Here is an 18759-nt window from a genome sequence, read left to right on the forward strand (position 1 = left end):
CCTCCGGCCGGCCGGAGGCGGCCGGGAACCGGGTCGCCACGGATGGGTCATCCCGGGCGTTCGGCAATAATTTCGGGAAACAGGGGATTCCATGCATTACCTCGGATCACGGGCGCGCGCAGCCGCGTTCTTCATGCTGGTGGCGGCCACGTCGGCGCCGGTGCTCGCGGACTACAAGGCCGGGGTGGATGCGCTCGCGGTGCGCGACTACGCCACCGCGCGCGCGCAGTTCGAGCGCGAGCCGGACAACGCCAACGCCATCTACCAATTGAGCCGGATGGCGACCCTGGGCCTCGGCGAGCCGCGCAACGAGACGCGCGCGGCGGCGCTCCTGCGGCGCGCGGCGGACGCCGGGAGCCTGCCCGCGAAACTGGACCTGGTCTATGCGCTGGGCAATGGCACCGGGGTGGCCAGGGACACCGCGCAGGCCGTGCGCATCCTCGAGGAGCTGAGCACGGCGGGCAATGTGGAAGCCGCGCTGATCCTGGGCCGGGCGCTGTATTACGGCTGGTGGGAGCTGAAGAAGGACGAGGCGCGCGCATCGGGGCTGTTCCAGCGCGCGATGGACGCGGGCAACGACAACGGCACGACGATGTACGCGATCACGCTGCTCTCCGGCAACGGCGTCGCGAAGGACGAGGCGCGCGGCGCGGAACTGCTGAAGCTCGCGAGCGATCGCGGCAACACGGCGGCCCAGATCGAATACGCGAGCCTGCTGACGCGCGGGACGGCGGTGACCCGCGACTACGCGGCGGCCGCCGCGCTGTATCGCAAGGCGGCGGAAACCGGGCATGCCAATGCGCAATACGGCGTGGCGCTGGCGTACTGGCAGGGCTGGGGCGTCCCGCGGGAGGCCGCCACGGCGGTGCGCTGGGCGGACGCCGCCGCGCAGCAGGGCAACAACTGGGCGCAGCTGCTGCTGGGGGACGCGTTCAATTCCGGCGTCGGCGTGCCGCGCAACCGCACCGAGGCCGTCTACTGGTACACCGTGGCGTCGCGCGGCGGCACGAGCGCGTCGGAGCGCGCCAACGAACGCCGCGTGATCCTCGCGAAAGACATGCCGCAGGCGGACATCGACAACGTGGTCAAGCGCGCCGACGCTTACACGCCGCAGGCCGGCGTCCGGCCGCGGCAGGAGGCCCTGCCCGCGCTCGCGCACGGCGACAGCGTGCAGATCGGCAGCGTGAAGCTGGACGTGCCGGCGCCCAGGGGCTACACGAACGGCTGGCAGACGGCGGAGTGGGTGCAGCAGATGCGGCCGAACGATCCGGAGCTGCGTCCGCTGCTGATGGTCCTGACGCGCCAGGAAGACATGGACCGCGTGAAGCTGAGCCTGCCCGGCCCCTACCGCAACATCGAGATCGGCCGGTACGGGGCGGACCCCGCCGTGGCGGTCACGCCGGCGATGTTCGCCGACATCCGCAAGCAGATGCGCGACCAGGTACAGGCCGCCGTCGCGGCGGGCAAGTACCGCCTGGACAAGGTCGTCGCGGACGACGACCGCGCCTATGCGCTGGTGCGCTCCGGCATCAGCCAGGCCAACCGGGTCGACGGGTTCGCGCTGCTGCTGCTCAAGCAGCGCGTGCTGGTGCTGATGTTCACCGGTTATCGCACCGAGCACCTGGCCGAGTTGCAGGACCTCGTCAAGGACACCGTGTCGGAGCTCGCCTCCAGCAACCGCGGGGGCTTCTTCTCGCAGCAGTAGCCCGGCCGCTCAGGCCTTGAAGACTTTCGAGAGCTCCATCGGCGTCGCCGTCTCGAGCTGGTCGTAGCGGCAGTCCTGCGGCTGCTTGTCGGTGCGCCAGCGCAGGAAGGTGGTCGCGTGCCGGAAGCGGTCGCCCTGCAGGTGGTCGTACTTCACCTCGCACACGCGCTCGATGCGCAGCGGCTGCCACGTGAGGTCCTTGTCGCCGCTCCAGCGGCTCTGCGCGCCGGGCAGGCGGTTGTCCCCGTGCGCCTCGGCGTTCGCCCAGTCGCGCCACGGGTGGCCTTCCAGCGCGTCTTTTCGCAGCGGCTCGAGTTCCTCCGCGAGCTGCACGCGCGCGGCCATGGTGAAGGACGAGGTCACGCCCGCATGCTGCAGCACGCCGGCGTCGTCGTAGAGGCCGAGCAGCAGGGATCCGATCGCGTCGTCGCGCTCCTTGTACCAGCGGAACCCGGCCACCACGCAGTCCGCCGTGCGCGCGTGCTTGATCTTGATCATCGCCCGCTTGCCGGGCTGGTAGGGCAGCGATTCCGGCTTGGCCACGACCCCGTCGAGGCCCGCGCCTTCGAACTGCTTGAGCCAGTCGACCGCGACCGCCCGGTCGCGCGTCATGGGGGTGAGGTACAGGGGCGGTTTCGCGTGGCCGACCAGGCGCTCCAGCCGCACGCGTCGCTCGCCCTGCGGCACGGCCATCGTGCTCTTGCCGCCGGCGGCGAGCAGGTCGAACGCGACGAAGGACGAGGGGGTCTCCTTGGCCAGGCGCGCGACCCGCGACACGGCGGGATGCACGCGCTGCTGGAGCGCATCGAAATCCAGCCGTCCCTGGACCGACACGATGATCTCGCCGTCCAGCACGCAGCCCCTGGGCAGGACTTCACCCAGGGCCTTTTCCAGCTCGGGGAAGTAACGGTTGAGCGGCTTGCCGTCCCGGCTCTGCAGGTAGATGCCTTCGGACGTGCTGAAGACCAGGGCGCGGAAGCCGTCCCATTTGGGCTCGAACAGGAAGCCTTCGCCTTGGGGAAGCTCATCCGCGATCTTCGCCAGCATCGGGACGACGGGCGGGCGCGGGGCGGCGGTGGGGGACGTGGACATGAAAGGCTTTGGTGGCGAGGGGTAGCCATTGTCCCTATAATTGCGCCCATCCGAGGAGCGTTGCAGCATCTTTCCATCGATGCGAGGCTCGGATCTATCCAGGCAACGACGCTCACCCACTGTTTTCGCGTGTGGTGAGTCCCTCCCTCCAAAGCAGTGGTTCCTCACAACATTTGCCTTTGGAGCCGTCCATGAACGCCGTTCTCAAACCCATCGCCGACAGCGCGATCGCCGACCCGTCCCTCGCCAGCTGGGGCCGCAAGGAAATCCGCATCGCGGAAACCGAAATGCCCGGCCTGATGGCCATCCGCGAGGAATTCGCGAAGGCCCAGCCGCTCAAGGGCGCGCGCATCACCGGCTCGCTGCACATGACCATCCAGACGGCCGTGCTCATCGAGACCCTGCAGGCGCTGGGCGCCCAGGTGCGCTGGGCGTCGTGCAACATCTTCTCCACCCAGGACCACGCCGCCGCCGCCATCGCCGCCGGCGGCACGCCCGTGTTCGCCATCAAGGGCGAAACGCTGGCGGACTACTGGGACTACACGCACCGCATCTTCGATTTCGGCCCCAGGGGCACGGAAGGCGAAGGCCCCAACATGATCCTGGACGACGGCGGCGACGCCACGCTGCTGATGCACCTCGGCCGCCGCGCCGAGAAGGATGCCTCGCTCATCGCCCACCCGACGAGCGAGGAGGAAACCTGCCTGTTCGCCTCGATCAAGGCCAAGCTCGCGCAGGACCCCACGTGGTACAGCCGCAAGGGCGCGCAGATCATCGGCGTCACGGAAGAAACCACCACCGGCGTGCACCGCCTGAACGAGATGAGCGCGAAGGGCACGCTGCTGTTCCGCGCGATCAACGTGAACGACTCCGTCACCAAGAGCAAGTTCGACAACCTGTACGGCTGCCGCGAATCGCTGGTGGACGGCATCAAGCGCGCCACCGACGTCATGATCGCCGGCAAGGTCGCGGTCGTGGCCGGCTACGGCGACGTGGGCAAGGGCTCCGCGCAGGCGCTGCGGGCGCTGTCGGCGCAGGTGTGGGTCACTGAGATCGACCCGATCAACGCCCTGCAGGCCGCGATGGAAGGCTTCAAGGTCGTCACGATGGAATACGCGTGCGACAAGGGCGACATCTTCGTCACGGCGACGGGCAACAAGCACGTCATCCGCCACGAGCACATGGCGAAGATGAAGGACCAGGCGATCGTCTGCAACATCGGCCACTTCGACAACGAGATCGACATCGCGTCGGTCGAGAAGTACGAATGGGAAGAGATCAAGCCGCAGGTCGACCACATCATCTTCCCCGACGGCAAGAAGATCATCCTGCTCGCCAAGGGCCGCCTCGTGAACCTCGGCTGCGGCACCGGCCACCCGAGCTTCGTGATGAGCTCGTCCTTCGCCAACCAGACGATCGCGCAGATCGAGCTGTTCACGCGCAAGGATTCGTATTCGGTCGGCAAGGTCTACGTGCTGCCCAAGCACCTCGACGAGAAGGTCGCGCGCCTGCACCTGAAGAAGGTCGGCGCGATGCTGACGGAGCTGTCCGACGAGCAGGCCGAGTACATCGGCGTGCCGAAGGTCGGCCCGTACAAGCCCGACACCTACCGCTACTGACGTGCGCGCGGACCAGCTCCTCGTCGAGCGCGGTCTCGCGTCGACCCGCTCGCAGGCGCAACGGCTGATCGCATCCGGGGTGCGCTGGATGGATCGCGGCGCATGGCGCCCGGTGAAGAAGAACGGCGACGAGGTGCCTGACGGCGCGGAAGTCGAGCTGCTCGACACCTCGGAGGCCCGCTACGTTTCGCGCGGTGGGCTCAAGCTCGAAGGCGCGCTCGCCGCGGCGCGCGTCGCCGTGGCGGGCAAGCGCTGCCTCGACGTGGGCCAGTCCACCGGCGGGTTCACCGATTGCCTGCTGCGCCATGGCGCGGAGCATGTGGTCGGCGTCGACGTCGGCCAGGCGCAGATCCATCCTTCGATCCGCGAGAACCCGCGGGTGACGGTGATCGAGAAGGTGAATGCGCGCGAGCTGGCGGCGGAGCACGTGGGCGAGGACTTCGACTTCATCACGGGCGACCTGTCCTTCATTTCGCTCACGCTGGTGCTGCCCGCGCTCGCGCCCCTGCTGCGGCCGGGCGGCGACCTGCTGATGCTGGTGAAGCCGCAGTTCGAGCTCCAGCCCGGGCAGGTCGGCAAGGGCGGCATCGTCACCGACCCGGCGCACTACGCCTTCATCGAACAGCGGATCAGGAATGCGTGCGCGGAACTGGGCCTGCGCGTGAAGGGCTGGTTCGAGAGCCCCATCGCGGGAGGCGACGGCAACCGCGAATTCTTCATCCACGCCTTGCAGGAAGGGACCCCATGAGTCTCCCCATCAGTTTCGAATTCTTTCCCCCCAAGACGCCGGAGGGCGCGGCGAAGCTGCGCGTCGCGCGGCAATCGCTGTACGCGCTGCAGCCGGAGTTCTGCTCCGTCACCTACGGCGCCGGCGGCTCCACCCAGGAAGGCACCTTCGGCACCGTGTCCGAGATCCTTGCCGAGGGCGTGGATGCGGCCTCCCACTTTTCGTGCATCGGCGCGACACGCATCACCGTTCGCGAGCAGCTCGGCGTGCTTCGCCAGATGGGCGTGAAGCGGCTCGTCGCATTGCGCGGCGACCTGCCGAGCGGCTACGGGGCCGGCGGCGAATTCCATTACGCGAGCGATCTCGTCGCCTTCATCCGCGCCGAAACCGGCGATGCGTTTCGCATCGAAGTGGCGTGCTATCCGGAAGTCCATCCGCAGGCGCGTTCCCCCGAGGCGGACCTGCAGGCGTATGCGGCCAAGGTCCGCGCGGGCGCGGACTCCGCGATCACGCAGTACTTCTACAACGCGGATTCGTATTTCCGCTTCGTGGAGGAAGCGGACCGCCTGGGGCTGCACGCGCCCATCGTACCGGGCGTCATGCCCATCGTGAGCTCGACGCAGCTCATGCGCTTCTCGGATGCCTGCGGCGCGGAGATCCCGCGCTGGATCCGGCTGCGGCTGCAAAGCTTCGGCGACGACTCGGCGTCGATCCGCGCCTTCGGCCTCGACGTGGTGACGCAGTTGTGCGAGCAGCTGCGCGCGGGCGGCGCGCCGGGCCTGCATTTCTACACGATGAACCAGTCGGCCGCGACCGTGGAAATCTGCAAGCGCCTCCGCGGCGAGTGAGGCTCAGCGTTCGTCGTAGCTCACCACCACCTTCGTGGTGAGCGGCCGCGCCTGGCAGGTGAGGACGAAACCCTTGTCCATCTCCCACTGCTCGAGCGTGAAATTCTTTTCCATCTCGACCTTGCCTTCCAGCACGCGGGCGCGGCACGTGCAGCACACGCCGCCCTTGCAGGAATAGGGCAGGTCCAGGCCGGCGTCGAGCGCGGCATCGAGCACGCGGTCGTCGGCCGCCATGCCGAGGTGATGCGTCTTGCCGTCCAGCACGATGTCCAGCTGGTGCGCCAGCACGGTGTCGTGGCGATGCGCCGGCGAAGCGCGATGGCGGGCCGACGCGGGATCGCCGGGCGAGGCGAAGCGTTCCGCGTGCACGCGCTGAGGGGGCACGCCGGCAATTTCCAGCGCACGTTCCACGCCTTCGATCATCGCCTCGGGGCCGCAGATGAAGGCCTCGTCGATGCTCGCGGGTGGGATGAGCGACGCCAGCAATTCCGTGACCTTCGCTTCGTCGAGCCGGCCGTGCAGCAATTGCACTTCGGTCGGCTGGCGCGAGAGCAGGTGCAAGAGCGTGAGGCGCGCCGGGTAGCGGTCCTTCAGGTCTTGCAGGGCCTCGTTGAACATGATGGTGTTCGCGCGCTGGTTGCAATACACGAGCGTGAAGCGCGATTCGGGCTCCGCGGCCAGGGTCGTGGCGATGATCGACAGGATCGGCGTGATGCCCGAGCCCGCCGCGAAGCCCACGCGATGGCGCGCCTGCGGATCGTGCGGGGTGAAGCGGCCGTCCGGCGGCATCACGTCCAGCAGGTCGCCCGCACGAAGCTGCGCGGCCGCCCAGCGCGAGAAGCGGCCTCCTTCCACCGGCTTGATGCCGACGTCGAATTCGCCCTGCGACGCATACCGCTGGTGCGCGCTGCAGATGGAGTAGCTGCGGCGCGTGTCCTCGCCGTCGATGAGCGCGCGCAGCGTGACGAACTGGCCGGGACGGAAGTCGAATCGCTCGCGCAGCGCGGGCGGCACGGCCAGCGTGATCGCGGCGGCGCCCGCGGCGTCCGGCGTGACCTTGGCGATGGGCAGGGAATGGAAGTGGGCGGCCATGCGCGACGCTTCAGTAGGGCTTGAAGTGGTCGAAGGGCTCCCGGCAATCCAGGCACCTGTACAGCGCCTTGCAGGCCGTGGAACCGAAATGGGAGGTTTCCGTGGTGTTGGTGGAGCCGCATTGCGGGCAGGCCACGCTCTCACCGCGGGCTCGCGGCTTCATGAACTGGACGACGTTGTCCGATGGCGCGCGCGTATGCGGCGGCGCGATGCCGTAGGCGCGCAGTTTGTCCTTCGCGGCATCCGTCATCCAGTCGGTGGTCCATGCAGGTGCGAGGCGCGTGACGATGTCCGCGCGGATGTCGCTGGCAGCCAGGGCCGCGCGCACGTCGTCCTCGATCTGGCCCATCGCGGGGCAGCCGCTGTAGGTCGGCGTGATCACGACTTCGAGCGTGTCGCCGCGTTCGTTCACCTCGCGCAGGATGCCGAGCTCGCGGATCGAGACGACGGGGATCTCCGGGTCGGCCACCGTGTCCAGCACGTGCCACGCGTACTCGGCGCGGGTCACCATCGCGCGTCCGGGTGCTGCCGCGCGAGGACCTGCATGTCGCCGAGCAGGTAGCTCAGGTGCTCGGAATGCGTGCCCTGCTTGCCGCGCGTGAGATGGCCGGCGTCGTCCGGCCTGCGCAGCGTCGCCTCGGCGAGCGCGGCGTCGAGCATCGCGTTCCATGCGTCGCGCAGCGAAGCCGGGTCCACACCGGTGCCGTTCGCCGCGGCCTGCGCTTCGGTGGGCGACACCGTCCAGAACTCCTGGGTGTAGGGCATCAGGTGATCGAGCGCGGCCTGCACGCGGCGGTGGGATTCCTCGGTGCCGTCGCCCATACGCACGAGCCAGTCGCGCGAGTGGCGCACGTGATAGCGCGTCTCCTTGAGCGACTTGGCGGCGATGGCCGCGAGCTGCGCATCGGCGGACGATTGCAGCGCGTCCCACAGCAGCAACATCAGCGTGCTTTGCAGGAAGTTGCGCACGATCGTGGTGGCGTAGTCGCGATCCGCCGCCACGGTCCCCGCGAGCGGGCCGTGGTGCGGCAGTTCCACCAGCGTCCAGTTGCGAAACTGCGGAGCATCGCGGAAGTAGGCAAGGCTGTCCTCCGTCACGCCGTCGCCCATGAGCGAAGCCGCGTGCTGGTACAACAGGCGCGCCTGGCCGATGAGGTCCAGGCCGATATTGGCCATGGCGATATCTTCTTCCAGCACCGGCCCGTGGCCGCACCACTCCGCGTTGCGCTGCCCGAGCACGAGCGCGCTGTCCGCGAGGTGCAGCAGGTAGTCGACAGGCGCCTTCACATGTGTCCCACTTCGTCGGGGATCGAATAGAAGGTCGGATGGCGGTAGATCTTGTCTCCCGCGGGCTCGAAGAACTCGGCTTTGTCGTCCGGCTCGCTCGCAGTGATGAGGGAGGACGGAACCACCCAGATGCTCACGCCTTCCATGCGGCGGGTGTACACGTCGCGCGCCATCTGCAGCGCCTGCTGCGCGTCGGCGGCGTGCAGGCTGCCGCAGTGCTTGTGCTCCAGGCCTTGCTTGGAGCGCACGAAGACTTCCCACAAGGGCCATTCGTTCCTGACGTCGGTGCTCATGCGGCCTCCTTCATGACGCGCTGTTGCTGTTTGCGCGCGTACGCCAGTGCCGCATCGCGGACCCACTGGCCGTCTTGGTGCGCCTTCACCCGCGTGGCGAGGCGCTCCTTGTTGCACGGCCCCTTGCCGTTGACCACGGCCCAGAAGTCGTCCCAGTCGATGGCGCCGTACTCGTGGCGGCCCAGGGCCTCGTTCCACTTCAGGTCCGGGTCGGGCACCGTGACGCCGAGGATCTTCGCCTGCGGGATCGTCGCGTCGACGAATTTCTGCCGCAGGTCGTCGTTGCTGATGCGCTTGATGCCCCAGCGCATGCCTTGCGCGCTGTTGGGGCTGTCGGCATCGGGCGGGCCGAACATCGCGAGCACCGGCCACCACCAGCGGTTCACGGCGTCCTGCACCATGTCGCGCTGGGCCTGCGTGCCCTGCATCTGCACCATCAGGCTTTCGAAGCCCTGGCGCTGGTGAAAGCTTTCTTCCTTGCAGATCCGGATCATCGCGCGCGCGTAGGGACCGTACGAGCAGCGGCAGATCGGCACCTGGTTCATGATCGCCGCGCCGTCCACGAGCCAGCCGATCACGCCGACGTCGGCCCAGGTGAGCGTGGGGTAGTTGAAGATCGAGCTGTACTTGGCCTTGCCCTGGTTCAGGGCCTCGAGCATCTGGTCGCGGCTGGTGCCCAGCGTCTCGGCGGCGCTGTACAGGTAGAGGCCATGGCCGCCCTCGTCCTGTACCTTGGCGAGCAGGATGGCCTTGCGCTTGAGCGAGGGCGCGCGCGAGATCCAGTTGCCCTCGGGCTGCATGCCGATGATCTCGCTGTGCGCGTGCTGGCTGATCTGCCGCACCAGCGTCTTGCGGTAGGCCTCGGGCATCCAGTCCTGCGGTTCGATCTTGCGGTCGGCGTCGATGCGTTCGTCGAACTGCGCCTGCAGGTCGGACGCGGCGCCCTCTCCGGGTGCGGGCACGGACTTCAACGTGCGTTGCGATTCCGGGTCGGGCAGGTCGAGGGCTTGGGTGTACATGGAAGGGAGTATAACAATTAACCGACCGAGTGGTCGGTTAATTGTTGGCCTGCCCTTGCGATACTGCGCGGATGAGATTCGGCTGCGCTTCGGTCAGGAGAGTCATGGTCGCACTGGCGACGGCGGTCTGCACGGCCGTACCCGTGACGGTCGCGGCAAAGGCGACCCACATCGCGCTGGACGCCTCGACGAGCTGCCATTTGCCGGGATTTCGCGAATCGTTGATGCGGCATCTGCGCGCGGCGCGCGCCGGATCGCAGCGCTGCGGCCGCGAAGCCATGCCGCCGGCGCCGCCGCTCGCCTGGAACGACGCGTTGTTTTCCGCCGCGGCCTTGCATTCGGCCGACATGGCACGCCGGAACTACTTCGATCACGTGAGCCCCGAAGGCGCGCGTGCCGGCCAGCGCGTGTCGGCGGCGGGCTACCCCTGGCGCGGCGTCGCGGAGAACATCGCGGGCGGCGAGAAGTCGGTGGACGGTGTCATGGCCGGATGGATGCGCAGCGCGGGCCACTGCAGCAACATCATGGAGCCGCGGTTCACGGACGTCGCGGTGGCCTGCGTGGAGCGTCCCGGCAGCAGGTGGGGCACCTACTGGACGATGGTGCTGGGGCGCAATCGCTGAAGCGCGCGCCGTGGACTAGCCGCCGCTCTCCAGCGTGTGGCCCTGGCCCTTGCCGCGCCCGAGGATCTGCACCATCTGCGGCAGCGCGAGCTGCAAGGCGCCTTTGAGCGTGTGCGGCGGGTTGACGACGAACATGCCGCTGGCGGTCAAGCCTTGCCCGCGGGCGGCCGGCTCGCCGAGGGTCTTGCGCTCCTCGTCCTGGCCGATCGCCAGGGTGGCGTGCAGCCAGCTCTTGCCCGCCCGGTTGGCCAGCGTCTTCAGACGGCGGGGCAAGTCGTGCGCCTCGGGCCGGGGGATGATGGGGTACCAGACGGCGTAGGTACCGGTGGCGAACCGGGTCAGGCTGTCTTGTATGCAGGCGCTTACTTTTCCGTAATCGCTCTTGATCTCGTAACTCGGGTCGATCAAAACGAAGGCCCGGCGCGAAGGCGGCGGCAGGAATGCCTTCAGGCCCTCGAAGCCGTCCTCCCGCGCGACCGCGACCTGCCGCCCGGCATTCAGCTGCGCGATGTTGCCGGCCAGCGCCTTGATGTCCGTGGGGTGCAGTTCGAACAGCTTGAGCTTGTCGCGCGCCTCGGTGCGCAGCAGGGACTGGATGATGAAGGGCGAGCCGGGATAGACACTGTGGGAGTCGCCCTTGTTGAAGGTGGCGATGAGGGAGAGGTAATCCTGGAGTGCGGGCGCTATGTCTTTGATAGCAGGACCGCCAGGATTCTTGTCGCTCAGCGCGGCGGCGAGTTTCAGGACGCCTTCGGCCGCCTCGCCGGAGGTGCCCGCGTAGTCGCCGTCGAGCCGGTAGAGCCCCGCCCCGGCATGGGTATCGATCGCGACGAGCGCCGTATCCTTTTCGGTCAGGTGCCGCAGCATCGCGATGACCATGGTGTGCTTGAGCACGTCGGCATGGTTGCCGGCATGGAAGGCGTGTCGGTAGCTGAACATCCGGCGATGTTACCTCCGCCCTCTGGGGTGCACGCCCCAAAGCTTGCGCTAAGTCCTTGATTTTTCGTATAATTGCGGGCTCTGCAGCGCCTTGTGATCCCGCGGCAGAGGCCTTGAAAGAGGTAACCCCACCTAAGAGATTCCCGTCAGAGGAACGCCGACCGTGGAAAAGGATTCAATGAAACCAACCTCTGGTTGGGCAAACCTTCACTCGAAAGAGACTCATGAAAACGTTCAGCGCCAAAGCAGCTGACGTGACGCACGAGTGGTTTGTGATTGACGCGACCGACAAGGTCCTCGGACGAGTAGCCAGCGAAGTTGCTCTCCGTTTGCGCGGCAAACACAAGGCCATTTACACGCCTCACGTCGATACCGGTGACTTCATCGTCATCATCAACGCTTCGCAGATCCGGGTCACCGGCACGAAGAACCAGGACAAGGTGTACTACCGTCACTCGGGCTACCCGGGCGGCATCAGTGCCACCAACTTCCGCGACATGCAAGCCAAGCATCCCGGCCGCGCGCTGGAAAAGGCCGTCAAGGGCATGCTGCCCAAGGGCCCGCTCGGCTACGCGATGATCAAGAAACTCAAGGTGTATGGCGGTGCCGAGCATCCCCACACCGCCCAGCAGCCCAAGGTGCTGGAATTGCCCAACGCTGAAATGGGAGCACGCGCATGATCGGTGACTGGAACAATGGCACCGGCCGCCGCAAGTCGAGCGTCGCCCGCGTGTTCATGAAAAAAGGCACGGGCAAGATCACCGTCAACGACAAGGACATCCAGGAGTTCTTCGGTCGCCAGACGTCGATCATGATCGTCAAGCAACCCCTGTTCCTGACGAACCATGTCGAAACCTTCGACATCAAGATCAACGTGCACGGCGGCGGCGAGTCCGGCCAGGCCGGCGCGGCGCGCCACGGCATCACCCGTGCGCTGATCGACTACGACGCGGCGCTTAAGCCCGCGCTGTCGCAAGCCGGCTTCGTGACGCGTGACGCGCGCGAAGTGGAACGCAAGAAGGTCGGCCTGCACTCCGCACGCCGCCGCAAGCAGTTCAGCAAGCGCTAAACGCTTCCTGCTCCGCTTACAAAGCCGCACAAGTTTTCTTGTTGCGGCTTTTTTGTACCCTGTATGGTTGAGCTAGCCCCAAACACCCACCGATGAGATTCAAGCTGCTTCGAAGGCGACTCACGATCAGCGCCCCGCGCATGGCGGTGCGAAGCGCCATGCCATGGCCGCTGCGCTGGGCCGCCGCGGCCATCGTGCTGGGCTTTTGCGGCGCGATCGCGCTGTGGGCCTTCGAGTTCGGCAAGGACATCGCGGGGCTGGAAACCGGCGCGAAGGAAGAACTGCTGCGCCTGCGCAACGACAACGCCAAGCTTCGCGAAGAGCGGGACAAGGCACAGTCCGTCTTCAACACCTCCGCCAGTTTGCTGACAGCAGAAAAGACCGCGCAGGAGCGCCTGACCGCGCAGGTGAAGTCGCTCGAAGCCGAGAACCGCCAGCTGCGCGACGACCTCGGTTTCTTCGAAAAACTGATGCCCGCCAGTGGCGAGGGCCTGGCGATACGGGGACTGCAGGCCGAAGTGCTGGCCGGCGGCTCGCAGCTGAAATGGCAGGTGCTCGTGATGCAGCCCGGCAAGAACGTGGCCGAGTTCAGGGGCAAGCTGCAGCTGAGCCTGTCGGGCACGCAGAACGGCAAGCCGTGGATGATGGACCTGCCGGGCGGGGCGCTGCCGATCCAGTTTCGCCAGTACCGGCGCGTGGAGGGCATGGTCGACTTGCCGCCGCAGGCCGTGGTACAAAACGTGTCTGCCAAGCTGGTGGAGGGCGCGGCCACCCGCGCCGTGCAGAGCATCAAGCTGTAAGACAAACAGTAGTCGTTCAAGAGGAGATCATCATGTTCGGAAAGAATGCACAGCCCCCCATCAAGAGCCTGATCGCCCAAGGCAGCCGGATCGACGGCAACCTGCAGTTCACGGAAGGGCTGCGGATCGACGGCGAAGTGGTCGGCGACATCCGCGCCAGCGACGACCAGTCGAGCATCCTCGTCATCTCCGAGGCTGCGGTGGTGCAGGGCCAGATCCAGGCGGACCATGTGATCATCAACGGGACCGTGCGCGGCCCCGTCCATGCGAAGGACCTGCTGGAACTCCAGCCCAATGCGCGGATCGAAGGGGATGTGTACTACCGCGCGCTCGAGATGCACAAGGGCGCGATCATCTCCGGCCAGCTGAGGCCGCTCGAGGGGGACGAAAAGCCCTTACTCAAGCTGGCGTCAAACAACCTCTGACCGGAATTCCCGACCAAATTGCAGTACTATTAACCGAGTTGTCCTGAGTTGGTCCCATTCCCGGAGTCCCCATGAGCGCAGTTGCAGAGAACCTTCAAACCGAAATGCCCGCCCCGCTGATCTTCACTGACAGCGCCGCAGCCAAGGTCGCCGACCTGATAGCCGAGGAAGGCAACCCGGACCTGAAGCTGCGCGTGTTCGTCCAGGGCGGCGGTTGCTCGGGCTTCCAGTACGGCTTCACCTTCGATGAAGTCACGAACGAAGACGACACCGTCATGTCCAAGAACGGCGTGTCGCTGCTCATCGACGCGATGAGCTACCAGTACCTGGTCGGCGCCGAGATCGACTACAAGGAAGACCTGCAGGGTGCGCAGTTCGTGATCAAGAACCCGAACGCCACCAGCACTTGCGGCTGCGGTTCGAGCTTCTCGACCTGAGGGCTCCGCCCGGCATCAGGCCGGGTAGATGCATCCCAACACACGGGCGCCTCTGGCGCCCGTGGTGCTTTCCAGCGCCAGTTTTTCGCGGCGCACGGTCTTGCGCGCGAGCCAGGCGAAGGCCGTCGCCTCGACCTGCAGCGCAGGCAAGCCGGCGTCAGCGCTGGAAGCGACGCCCACACCCGGCAGCAGGGCGCGCAATCGATCCATGAGGTGCGCATTGAGCGCGCCGCCGCCGCAGACGATCAGGCGTTTCAGGTCGGGCTGGTGGCGGGCGACATCGCTGGCGCAGGCGCGGGCTGTCAACTCCGCGAGCGTGGCTTGCACGTCGACAGGTTGCACGCCCGGAAAGGCGCCCGTCGCTTTGTCCAGCCATGAAGGATTGAACAGGTCGCGGCCGGTGCTCTTGGGCGGCGCCTTGCCGAAGAAGGGCTCCGACAGCATCGCACGCAGAAGCTCCGGAATCACCCGGCCCGAGGCGGCCCAGCGGCCTTGCTCGTCGAACGGGCTACCCAGGTGCTTGCCTGCCATCAAGTCCATGAGCGAATTGCCGGGGCCGCAATCGAAACCGGTCATCGATCCGTCGGCGCGCAGCAGCGTGAGGTTCGAGATGCCACCGATGTTCAGCACGCCGACCGATTCACCCGGGCGCCCGAACATCTGCTGGTGGAAGAAGGGCGCGAGCGGCGCACCCTGCCCGCCGGCCGCGACGTCGCGCGTGCGGAAGTCGCAGGCCACGTCGATCCGCGTCAGTTCGGCCAACAGCGCCGGCTGGCACAGCTGCAAGGTGTAGCCGGTGCCGTCGAATTCCTGCGGCCGATGGCGCACGGTCTGCCCGTGCGCGCCGATCGCCCGTACTTCATCCCGGGCCACGCGAGAGCCGGCCAGGAGCTCCTCGACCACCGAGGCATAGACGCGCATCAGCGCATTGCCGGCCAGCGCCGCACGATGCAGTTCATCGGGGCCGGAGGTGTTGAGCGCAAGCAGTTCGTCGCGCAGCGACGCCGCGAAGGGCGCGCTCGCGTGGTGGACGACCAGAGGGGTATGGACGGAGAAATCTGCCAGCACGCCGTCAACGCCGTCGAGCGACGTGCCGGACATGAGGCCGATGTAGAGATCAGGCATCAGGCGATGGTAGCGCCCCGCCGTAAAGCCCCGCAGGCGCCGAGGTTCAGTCGGCCCGGGCGACGCTGGACGAAGCCTGCGCCGCGGCGAGCTGGATGCGCATCGACTGCGCCATGCGATCGAACGCAGGGCGTGCCTGGGCGGACAGCTCGGACGACTCGCCGTGATGACGCGCGATCAGCGTGGGGTCCTGGTGGACGCCGTTGACGCGGAATTCGAAGTGCAGGTGCGGGCCCGTCGCCCAACCGGTCATGCCCACCGCGCCGACGTTCTGGGACTGGCGCACCGGCTGCCCGGCGCGCACGTCGATGCGGCTCAGGTGCGCATAGAGCGTTTCGTCGGTGTTGTTGTGGCGAACGATCACCACCTTGCCGAAGCCGTTCTGCTCGCCGGCAAATTCCACGGTGCCGTCGCCCACTGCGCGCACCGCAGTGCCGATGACCGCGCCGTAGTCCACGCCGAGATGCGCCTTCCATTGGTGCAGGATCGGATGGAAGCGGTTCGCGAAGCCGCTGGTCACGCGGGAGAATTCCATCGGCGACGCGAGATAGCCCGTATCGAGCGACTTGCCGTCGAGCGAGTAGTACGAGCCCTTGCGGCCGGGCTCCTGGAACCACATGGCCTGGTGCAGCTGGCCCTTGTTCATGAATTCGACGGACAGCACGCGGCCCGTGCGCATCGGCTCGCCATCGGCCTCCAGCGCTTCGTAGACGACGTTGAAGCGGTCGCCGTTGTGCAGCGAGCGGTGGAAATCGATGTCGCCGGAAAAGATGTCGATCAGCTGGCTGATCACCGCATCCGGAATGCGCGCTTCGTCGGCTGCCGCGAAGAGCGAGGTGCGGATCGTCGCGCTGCCGATGCGGGTCGATGCCGTGAGGGGCGCGCTCTCGATGCGGGACGCGAAGCCGATCGCATCGCGCGCGATGACCAGGCGGCGGAATGTGCCGTCGTCGCCGGCGGTCCAGCGCACGCTGATTTTCTGCAGGGCCTGGGTGTCGCTTGCTTCCGCCGTGATGATGCGCCCGGCGCGGCCGAGGACCTGCGCGCGGAACGTGCTGTCGCCGCGCAGGTACGCAGCCGCGGCAGGGTCGCTCACGCCCAGCCGCGCGAGCAGCGATTCGACGGTGTCGCTGGCGCGCGAGACCTCGGAGCGGAACAGGTTGAAGCGGTGAACGTCGAGTGCGTCGAGCTGGCGTTGCACAGGCAGGGGAGACACCGATTCCAGCACTTCACGCACGGGGCGGTCCGGCGCGTCCGGTGTGAGCTTGGCCACGGCGAATGCGCCGCCGCCGCCGCACAGGAGGATCGCGGCCAGCAGGGCAGTCACTTGCTTCGGGTGGTGTTCCAGCGCGTGGGCCGCGCGGGACAACAGCTTTTCACCGGCGGCGATCAAACCGTTTTTCAAAGGCAGGTCCTGGAAAGAGCGGAATTCCGGGAATTCCGTTTGTCCTACATCCCGTGTAGGCGAATCCTCACGGTGACTAGCGCCCGTCCCCTACGAGGATAGATGCGCGAACTAGAATCCGGCATCACGAAAGCTGGGGCCAGTATACCGGCCCCCCGGCCGCCGGCCGGAAAAAAATCCTTATGAATCAAGCCTCTGTTACAAAATACCCCGTCACGGACCGCGTGCGTGAGGCCATGGCAATTTCCATGCGCGGCACGGAGGAGCTGATCCCGCAGGAGGACTGGCTCGCCAAGCTCGCCAGGTCCGAAGCCACGGGCGTGCCGCTGCGCATCAAGCTGGGCCTGGACCCTACCGCGCCCGACATCCACGTGGGCCACACGGTCGTGCTCAACAAGATGCGCCAGCTGCAGGACCTGGGGCACACCGTGATCTTCCTGATCGGCGACTTCACCTCCATGATCGGGGACCCGTCGGGCCGCAACTCCACCCGCCCGCCGCTGACGGCCGAGCAGATCAAGTCCAACGCCGAGACTTATTACAAACAGGCCAGCATGGTGCTGGACCCCGAGAAAACCGAGATTCGTTACAACAGCGAATGGAGCGACCCGCTCGGGGCGCGCGGGATGATCCAGCTCGCGGCGAAATACACGGTCGCGCGGATGATGGAACGCAACGACTTTCATGACCGCTTCAAGGCCGGCACCTCGATCAGCGTGCATGAGTTCCTCTACCCGCTGATGCAGGGTTACGACTCGGTGGCGCTCAAGAGCGACCTCGAACTCGGCGGCACGGACCAGAAGTTCAACCTGCTGATGGGCCGCCACCTGCAGCAGGAATACGGGCAGGAGCCCCAGTGCATCCTGACGATGCCGCTCCTGGAAGGACTCGACGGCGTCGAGAAGATGTCCAAAAGCAAGAACAACTACATCGGCATCAACGAGGACGCGAACAGCATGTTCGCCAAGGTGCTGTCCATCTCCGACACGCTGATGTGGCGCTGGTACACCTTGCTGAGCTTCCGCAGCGAGGCCGAGATCGCCGCGCTGAGGAAGGAAGTGGAGGGCGGCCGCAATCCCAAGGACGCCAAGGTGATGCTCGCCAAGGAGATCACCGCCCGCTTCCACAGCGTGCAGGCCGCCGACGCGGCCGAGCAGGACTTCATGAACCGCAGCAAGGGCGGCGTGCCCGATGACATCCCCGAAGTCACGCTCTCCGGTGCGCCTCTGGGCATAGGCGCCTTGCTGAAGCAGGCAGGCCTCGCGCCATCCACCAGCGAGGCGAGCCGCTTGATCGAGGGCGGCGGCGTGCGCGTGGACTCGAGCGTCGTGAGCGACAAGGGCCTCAAGCTCGACCGCGGCACGTATGTCGTGCAGGTGGGCAAGCGCAAATTCGCGAAGGTGACGATCGGCTAGGCATGTGGCCTCTTTGTACAGATGTTGTGCAATGAGGCCGTGTCGGACTGCCTGATCGCGGCCATCGCGCTGGAGCACGGTGCGCTCCTGGTACATAACGACCGGGGCTTCCATGCGCTGGCGCCGGATCGAACCGCAGTTGATAGCCTACCCTGGCCGGCCGCACTAGCGCGCGCCGCGCTGCTCGAGCATCTTCGCCATCTCGTTGTAGCCCCGTGACCGGGCCAGCGAAAGCGGCGTATTGCCCTGACGGTCGGTGATCTGCAGGTTCGCTCCCGCATCCACCAGCGCCTTGAGCGTCGCCTGGTGGCGCGCACCGCCGTTGCCGAGCACGATGCTTTCGATCACGGCCGTCCAGTGGAGGTTGTTCACATGGTCGAGCGGCGCGCCCGCGGCAATGAGCTGCCGGACGACGCCGTCGTGCCCCAAATGAGCAGCCGCGATCAGGGCGGTGCCGTCATAGCGGCTCGTCACCTGCTTCGCGCTGGCGCCGAGCGAGAGCAGCAGGCGCAGGGTCTCTTCGTCGCCCGCGACGGAAGCGATGGTGACTGCGTCGTACCGGTCGCTCTCCAGCAGGTCCATCGCCGCGCCGGCCTTCGCGAGTGCGCGGATCGCATCGCGCTGCCGGGCGAAGGTTGCGACGTGCAGCGGCGTGCGCCCGTTGCCATCTCGCGCGTTGAGGTTCGCGCCGCCGGCAGCAAGCACCGCGATCTGCGCCGCGTCGCCGCGCTGCGCGGCGGCGTGCAGGCCCTGGTACCCCGCAGCCTCGGCGGGGGAAGGTCCGACCTGCGCCAGCGACGGCACGGACATCGCCCACCCCGCGGCCAGCATGGTGGCCA

At 67.0% G+C, this 18759-nt stretch carries 21 protein-coding genes and 1 riboswitch; of the genes, 11 read left to right on the forward strand and 10 right to left on the reverse strand.

What is annotated here, in order from left to right:
- The first annotated feature begins 91 nt into the window (after positions 1-91).
- Complete coding sequence (locus I5803_RS16420) at positions 92-1705, forward strand: tetratricopeptide repeat protein (protein ID WP_196987400.1); 1614 nt, start codon at positions 92-94, stop codon at positions 1703-1705.
- 9 nt (positions 1706-1714) lie between these two features.
- Here the strand turns inward: I5803_RS16420 and I5803_RS16425 are convergent, their stop codons facing one another.
- Positions 1715-2797 carry an ATP-dependent DNA ligase gene (locus I5803_RS16425; protein ID WP_196987401.1) on the reverse strand — a complete coding sequence of 361 codons (1083 nt, stop codon included), beginning with the start codon at positions 2795-2797 and terminating at the stop codon, positions 1715-1717.
- Between the two features lie 46 nt (positions 2798-2843).
- Positions 2844-2918, forward strand: a riboswitch (S-adenosyl-L-homocysteine riboswitch).
- Between the two features lie 70 nt (positions 2919-2988).
- On the opposite strand from I5803_RS16425, the gene ahcY reads away from it, so the two are divergent.
- Genes ahcY through metF form a run of 3 tightly spaced genes read left to right on the forward strand, consistent with a single transcriptional unit; the run spans position 2989 to position 5991 of the window.
- Positions 2989-4416, forward strand: coding sequence for an adenosylhomocysteinase (gene ahcY, locus I5803_RS16430; RefSeq protein ID WP_196987402.1), 1428 nt, complete (start codon positions 2989-2991; stop codon positions 4414-4416).
- A 1-nt stretch (position 4417) separates the two neighbouring features.
- Positions 4418-5164: a TlyA family RNA methyltransferase gene (locus tag I5803_RS16435; RefSeq protein ID WP_196987403.1), complete on the forward strand. Its 747-nt coding sequence runs from the start codon at positions 4418-4420 to the stop codon at positions 5162-5164.
- Positions 5161-5991, forward strand: coding sequence for a methylenetetrahydrofolate reductase [NAD(P)H] (metF, locus tag I5803_RS16440; protein ID WP_196987404.1), 831 nt, complete (start codon positions 5161-5163; stop codon positions 5989-5991). Before I5803_RS16435 ends, metF begins: the two co-directional genes overlap by 4 nt.
- A gap of 3 nt (positions 5992-5994) precedes the next feature.
- Here metF and paaE read toward each other — a convergent pair whose 3' ends face one another.
- From paaE to paaA, 5 genes are read right to left on the reverse strand one after another with little or no spacing between them, the layout of a single operon-like run.
- Positions 5995-7083, reverse strand: coding sequence for a 1,2-phenylacetyl-CoA epoxidase subunit PaaE (paaE, locus tag I5803_RS16445; RefSeq protein ID WP_196987405.1), 1089 nt, complete (start codon positions 7081-7083; stop codon positions 5995-5997).
- Positions 7084-7093: 10 nt separating this feature from the next.
- The gene (paaD, locus tag I5803_RS16450; protein ID WP_231402439.1) at positions 7094-7594 is read right to left on the reverse strand and encodes a 1,2-phenylacetyl-CoA epoxidase subunit PaaD; all 501 of its coding nucleotides are present in this window, start codon (positions 7592-7594) and stop codon (positions 7094-7096) included.
- Positions 7588-8370, reverse strand: a complete 783-nt coding sequence (paaC, locus tag I5803_RS22115; RefSeq protein WP_354001679.1) for a 1,2-phenylacetyl-CoA epoxidase subunit PaaC — start codon at positions 8368-8370, stop codon at positions 7588-7590. The genes paaD and paaC overlap by 7 nt, the downstream gene beginning before the upstream one ends.
- Positions 8367-8663 (reverse strand): 1,2-phenylacetyl-CoA epoxidase subunit PaaB, encoded by a 297-nt coding sequence (paaB, locus tag I5803_RS16455; protein WP_196987407.1) that lies wholly within the window; start codon positions 8661-8663, stop codon positions 8367-8369. The genes paaC and paaB overlap by 4 nt, the downstream gene beginning before the upstream one ends.
- Positions 8660-9682 carry a 1,2-phenylacetyl-CoA epoxidase subunit PaaA gene (gene paaA / locus I5803_RS16460; RefSeq protein WP_196987408.1) on the reverse strand — a complete coding sequence of 341 codons (1023 nt, stop codon included), beginning with the start codon at positions 9680-9682 and terminating at the stop codon, positions 8660-8662. The genes paaB and paaA overlap by 4 nt, the downstream gene beginning before the upstream one ends.
- Before the next feature lie 104 nt (positions 9683-9786).
- Here paaA and I5803_RS16465 point away from each other — a divergent pair, with 104 nt between their 5' ends.
- The gene (locus I5803_RS16465; RefSeq protein WP_196987409.1) at positions 9787-10305 is read left to right on the forward strand and encodes a CAP domain-containing protein; all 519 of its coding nucleotides are present in this window, start codon (positions 9787-9789) and stop codon (positions 10303-10305) included.
- Positions 10306-10320: 15 nt separating this feature from the next.
- Here I5803_RS16465 and I5803_RS16470 read toward each other — a convergent pair whose 3' ends face one another.
- Entirely contained in the window at positions 10321-11244 is a 924-nt protein-coding gene (locus I5803_RS16470; protein ID WP_196987410.1) for a 23S rRNA (adenine(2030)-N(6))-methyltransferase RlmJ, read from the reverse strand.
- Between the two features lie 224 nt (positions 11245-11468).
- Here I5803_RS16470 and rplM point away from each other — a divergent pair, with 224 nt between their 5' ends.
- The 5 genes from rplM (at position 11469) to erpA (ending at position 13975) form a co-directional block, all read left to right on the forward strand.
- Positions 11469-11924, forward strand: coding sequence for a 50S ribosomal protein L13 (gene rplM / locus I5803_RS16475; protein ID WP_196987411.1), 456 nt, complete (start codon positions 11469-11471; stop codon positions 11922-11924).
- The gene (rpsI, locus tag I5803_RS16480) at positions 11921-12313 is read left to right on the forward strand and encodes a 30S ribosomal protein S9 (RefSeq protein WP_196987412.1); all 393 of its coding nucleotides are present in this window, start codon (positions 11921-11923) and stop codon (positions 12311-12313) included. Before rplM ends, rpsI begins: the two co-directional genes overlap by 4 nt.
- A gap of 92 nt (positions 12314-12405) precedes the next feature.
- Positions 12406-13113 (forward strand): DUF6776 family protein, encoded by a 708-nt coding sequence (locus tag I5803_RS16485; RefSeq protein ID WP_196987413.1) that lies wholly within the window; start codon positions 12406-12408, stop codon positions 13111-13113.
- A 32-nt stretch (positions 13114-13145) separates the two neighbouring features.
- Positions 13146-13538 (forward strand): bactofilin family protein, encoded by a 393-nt coding sequence (locus I5803_RS16490; RefSeq protein WP_196987414.1) that lies wholly within the window; start codon positions 13146-13148, stop codon positions 13536-13538.
- Between the two features lie 71 nt (positions 13539-13609).
- Entirely contained in the window at positions 13610-13975 is a 366-nt protein-coding gene (gene erpA, locus I5803_RS16495; protein WP_196987415.1) for an iron-sulfur cluster insertion protein ErpA, read from the forward strand.
- A gap of 15 nt (positions 13976-13990) precedes the next feature.
- Here erpA and I5803_RS16500 read toward each other — a convergent pair whose 3' ends face one another.
- On the reverse strand, positions 13991-15103 hold the full coding sequence (locus tag I5803_RS16500) for an anhydro-N-acetylmuramic acid kinase (RefSeq protein WP_196988594.1): 1113 nt from the start codon (positions 15101-15103) through the stop codon (positions 13991-13993).
- A gap of 43 nt (positions 15104-15146) precedes the next feature.
- Positions 15147-16505, reverse strand: a complete 1359-nt coding sequence (locus I5803_RS16505) for a M23 family metallopeptidase (RefSeq protein WP_196987416.1) — start codon at positions 16503-16505, stop codon at positions 15147-15149.
- A gap of 182 nt (positions 16506-16687) precedes the next feature.
- Between I5803_RS16505 and tyrS the strand changes: the two genes are divergently transcribed.
- On the forward strand, positions 16688-17920 hold the full coding sequence (gene tyrS, locus I5803_RS16510) for a tyrosine--tRNA ligase (RefSeq protein ID WP_196987417.1): 1233 nt from the start codon (positions 16688-16690) through the stop codon (positions 17918-17920).
- Between the two features lie 165 nt (positions 17921-18085).
- On the opposite strand, the gene I5803_RS16515 is transcribed toward tyrS, so the two are convergent.
- Complete coding sequence (locus I5803_RS16515; protein WP_196988595.1) at positions 18086-18751, reverse strand: ankyrin repeat domain-containing protein; 666 nt, start codon at positions 18749-18751, stop codon at positions 18086-18088.
- Positions 18752-18759 lie beyond the last annotated feature (8 nt).

It is taken from the genome of Caenimonas aquaedulcis (genome assembly GCF_015831345.1).
Taxonomy (GTDB): domain Bacteria; phylum Pseudomonadota; class Gammaproteobacteria; order Burkholderiales; family Burkholderiaceae_C; genus Ramlibacter; species Ramlibacter aquaedulcis.